This is a genomic window from Streptomyces sp. NTH33 (assembly GCF_003236365.1).
Taxonomy (GTDB): Bacteria; Actinomycetota; Actinomycetes; order Streptomycetales; family Streptomycetaceae; genus Streptomyces.
Map to the genome: position 1 here is coordinate 1 of NZ_POTZ01000559.1, position 4060 is coordinate 4060.

General features: G+C 71.4%; 5 protein-coding genes. 2 read left to right on the forward strand and 3 right to left on the reverse strand.

Annotation, left to right across the window (positions count from 1 at the left end):
* A partial coding sequence (locus C1I97_RS32845) for a serine/threonine-protein kinase (protein ID WP_146608365.1) occupies positions 1-813 on the reverse strand: 813 nt, incomplete at its 3' end.
* A 189-nt stretch (positions 814-1002) separates the two neighbouring features.
* Complete coding sequence (locus C1I97_RS32850) at positions 1003-1728, reverse strand: VOC family protein (RefSeq protein WP_111006678.1); 726 nt, start codon at positions 1726-1728, stop codon at positions 1003-1005.
* A gap of 135 nt (positions 1729-1863) precedes the next feature.
* Between C1I97_RS32850 and C1I97_RS32855 the strand changes: the two genes are divergently transcribed.
* Together C1I97_RS32855 and C1I97_RS32860 are read left to right on the forward strand one after the other, a co-directional pair.
* Positions 1864-2499: a TetR family transcriptional regulator gene (locus tag C1I97_RS32855; RefSeq protein ID WP_111006679.1), complete on the forward strand. Its 636-nt coding sequence runs from the start codon at positions 1864-1866 to the stop codon at positions 2497-2499.
* 176 nt (positions 2500-2675) lie between these two features.
* Positions 2676-3341 carry a pyridoxine/pyridoxamine 5'-phosphate oxidase gene (locus C1I97_RS32860; RefSeq protein ID WP_111006680.1) on the forward strand — a complete coding sequence of 222 codons (666 nt, stop codon included), beginning with the start codon at positions 2676-2678 and terminating at the stop codon, positions 3339-3341.
* An 18-nt stretch (positions 3342-3359) separates the two neighbouring features.
* Here the strand turns inward: C1I97_RS32860 and C1I97_RS32865 are convergent.
* Positions 3360-4060 (reverse strand): GNAT family N-acetyltransferase (locus C1I97_RS32865; protein WP_111006681.1); only part of this gene is annotated, 701 nt, incomplete at its 5' end.

Here is a 4060-nt window from a genome sequence, read left to right on the forward strand (position 1 = left end):
GCCGAACAGATGGGGGGCGAGCTGGGCCTGCAGGTCGGCGGGGTTGGGCCGGGCGGTAGGGTCCATCTGCATGCAGGACTCGATCAGCGGACGCAGCTCGTCCGGGAGCCCTTCCAGGTCGGGGCCCTCGCGCAGCAGCATGAAGACGGTCTCGACGGGGTTGGCGCCGTGGAAGGGCGGGTGCCCGGTGGCGGCGAAGACCAGCATGGAGCCCAGCGAGAACACGTCGCTGGCGCCGGTCACGCTGCGGGAGTCCTTGGCCTGCTCCGGGGACATGTAGGCGGGGGTGCCGACGGCGACGTTCGTCATGGTCAGACGTGTGTTCGAGACCCCGGAGGCGATACCGAAGTCGATCACCCTCGGCCCGTCCTCGACGACGAGCACGTTGGACGGCTTCAGGTCGCGGTGGACCAGCCCGGCGCCGTGAATGGACTGCAGCGCCTCGGCGACGCCCGCCGCGAGCCAGCGCACCGCCTGGACCGGGAGCGGCCCGCACTCGGCCACTATCTCCTCGAGGGAGGGCGCGGGAACGTAGGCGGTGGCCAGCCACGGCACGGCGGCGCGCGGGTCGGCGTCGACGACCGCGGCCGTGTAGAAGCCGGAGACCGCCCGGGCCGCCTCCACCTCGCGCGTGAAACGGACCCGGAACAGCTGGTCCTCGGCCAGCTCGGTCCGGACCGTCTTGATCGCCACGCGCCGGCCGGACGCCGAGCGCGCGAGATAGACCAGCCCCATGCCGCCGGCGCCCAGCCGTCCCAGCACCTCGAACGGTCCGATCCGCCGCGGATCGTGCTGCGTCAGCTGATCCACCACTTGCCTGCCACCTCCCCGTACGAGCCGCGTCACCCACATATGTACGCGACCGAAGTGCAGCGTCTCACCACCGCACCGCCGCGGCGGCACGCACCCCGATTCTTCCTGTCCGGCGCACAGGTTGCGAACCCGGCGACGAAACGGGATGTCCTGGTAAAAACCCCTCCACCTTCCCGCAGGGAGTGGATTTCACCGCTGCAGTACGGCGAAGGACGCCCCCTGATTGTCGGCGACGACGGCCACGTTTCCGTACGACGTCCCGAAGGGCGGCACCTGCACCCGCCCGCCGAGCCGGCCGACCGTGCCGAGGGCGGCCTCGAGGTCCGTCACCCGGAAGTGGACGAGGAAGTGCGGCGGCATCTCGGCCGGGAAGACCTCGGAGACGGCGGCGCGGCCGAAGTCGGGCTCGGCGCCCGGACCGAAGAGGGCGGCGTGGAAGAGCCCGCCGTAGAAGGCGTTGGCGGCCTCGGTGTCGCGGGTGTACAGCTGGGCCCAGACGAAGGTGCCCGTCTCGTGGCGCCGGCCGAAGCCCGGGTGGCTGCCCGGCTGCCACAGCCCGAAGACGGCCCCCTCGGGGTCGGCGGCGAGGGCGGCCGTGCCGAGACCGTCGGCCCGGGCGGGCGGCGTGACGATCTGCCCGCCCCCGGCCCCGATCCGCGCGGCCAGCGCCCGGACGTCGGAGGTGGCGAAGTACACGGTCCACACGGTGGGCATACGGCCGTCCGTCTTCGGCGCCAGCGCGGCGACGGGATCCCCTTCCAGCCGGGCCAGTACGAACCTGCCGTACGTCTCACCGTCGAAATCCCACCCGAAGAGCTCACCGTAGAAACGCTTGCCCGCCTCGAGATCGGGAAGCTGCGCGTCCACCCAGCAGGGGACGCCCTCTGTATACGCGGATGCCCTGTTTTCGGCCATGTTGCCAAATTACTCCGGGTCGCATGCGCCCCGCCCACCAGGCACAGCAGCCTCTCTCGCCTCTCGCACCCCATTTGCAGTCGGCCAAATCGCGCTCCGATCACCCCTCGGTAAGCTGACGACATGACAGGACAAGTGCGTACCGTCGACGGCCGCGTGGCCGGTCGACGTGGGCAGGAGACCCGGCAGAAGCTGCTCGACTGCCTCAGCGAAATGCTCAGCTCGTCACCGTACCGGGACGTCAAAGTCATCGATGTCGCCCGGCGGGCAGGAACATCTCCCGCGACTTTCTATCAGTACTTTCCGGACGTCGAGGGCGCCGTCCTGGAGATCGCCGAGCAAATGGCCACCGAAGGCGCCGGATTGTCCGAACTGCTCGAGGGCCGTTCCTGGGCGGGCAAGGCCGGCTGGCAGACGGCTCAGGAACTCGTCGACGGATTTCTGGATTTCTGGCGCAAGCACGACGCGATTCTGCGCGTGATCGATCTCGGGGCCGCCGAGGGCGACAAACGCTTTTACAAGATCCGTATGAAGATCCTGAACTCCGTGAACAACTCCCTGGCGGACTCCGTGGCCGAACTCCAGTCCAAAGGCAGGGTCGACAAGGACGTGAACCCGGCCGCGATCGCCGGTTCGCTGGTCACCATGCTCGCGGCGGTCGCCTCGCACCAGAAGGGCTTCTCCTCCTGGGGCGTGAAGCAGGCCGACCTCAAACCGAACCTGGCGCTGTTGGTGCACCTGGGCATCACCGGCAGGAAGCCGACGAGGTAGCCCGCGCCCCGGCCCCGGATTCCTCTTGTGATTCCTCTTGTGATTCCTCTTGCACCCCAAGTCCTGTCAGACAGGCGGCGGTCCACCCGGGTGGACCGCCGCCTGTCGCGTTGTACGGCCTGCCGTCCACGCTCCGGTGGACGAGGCCCTGCCCGGCCCGGGCGATACTCAGGACCATGGAACCGGATCTCCACGACCTGCTGAAGTCACTCCGCGTCTGGGACCCGGAGGTCACCGAGCTGCCCGCCCTCGACCCGGCGACGGCACCCGGCACTCCCCTCGCCCTCTTCGCGAGGTGGTTCGCGGAGGCGGCCGCGGCCGGTCAGACCGAACCGCACACGATGTCGCTGGCGACGACGGACGAGGAGGGCCACCCGGACGTCCGTATCGTGGTGCTGCACGGCGCCGACGCGGAGGGCTGGTCCTTCGCGACCCACGCCGGCAGCCGCAAGGGGCGGCAGCTGGCCGCCCACCCGCACGCCGCCCTGGCCTTCTACTGGCCGGTGCAGGGCCGCCAGGTCCGGGTCCGGGGCCCGGTCACGACCGCCACGCCCGAGGAGGCCCGGTCCGACCTGCACGTCCGCTCGACGGGAGCCCTGGCCGCCGCGCTCACCGGCCGTCAGAGCGAGGTCCTGGCCGACCTGGACGAGCTGGCCCGGGCCTCGGAGTCGGCCTGGGAACGGGCCCGGCGCGAGCCGGACGCCGAGGTCCCCTCCTGGACGCTCTACCGCCTCCGGCCGACCGTGGTCGAGTTCTTCCAGGGCGAGGCCCGCCGCCGCCACGTACGCCTCCGCTACCGCCGTACGCAAGGCGGCTGGGCCCGCGAGCTGCTGTGGCCCTGACGGAGTCCTGCCGGCGTCCTACCGGCCGAAGTCGTGGACCGCGAAGTCGGACACCGGGCGGTAGCCGATCCGCTGGTAGAGACCGTTGCTGGTGGGATTGGCGAGGTCGGTGAACAGCAGCACCTCCTGAGCCCCCGCCTCCAGGGCGGCACGGCTGACCTCGACCGTGACGGCTCCCGCGTACCCGCGCCCGCGCAGGGGCGCCGGTGTGTAGACCCCGACCACGCGCACCTGCCCGGCGATCTCGGGGGACGTCCCCGCCATGGCGACGGGCGCCCCGTCCGACGCCTCCCAGAACCTGACGTCACCCCGCTCGACGCGTTCGTCCGCCCACTCCTCGGCGTCCCGGACGGCCACCTCGCCGACCTCCGTGCAGAACTCGTCGAACCACTGGACCAGCAGCTTCCGGTCCGCCTCGCCCGCCGTCCTCGCCCGCCCGGGCGGGACCGGCCGCACAGCGGTCGGCTCGCCCAGCCGGTAGAGCCGCATCCGCTGCCGGAGGACGGTCTCGGCTCCCGTGTGCCGGTGCCAGGCGCCGGCGAAGGCCGCGGCGGTGTCACGGTCCGCCGAGACGCCGGACAGCTCGCGCCCCAACGCGGCCAGCCGGGCCGCCAGCGCGTCGGCCTCCTCCTCGGTCAGCGAGGTGAGGCAGATCGGATGCGGCGGCGTACGGAGGAAAGCACCCCGCACGCCCGCGGCGTCCTCTCCCTCCCCCTCCC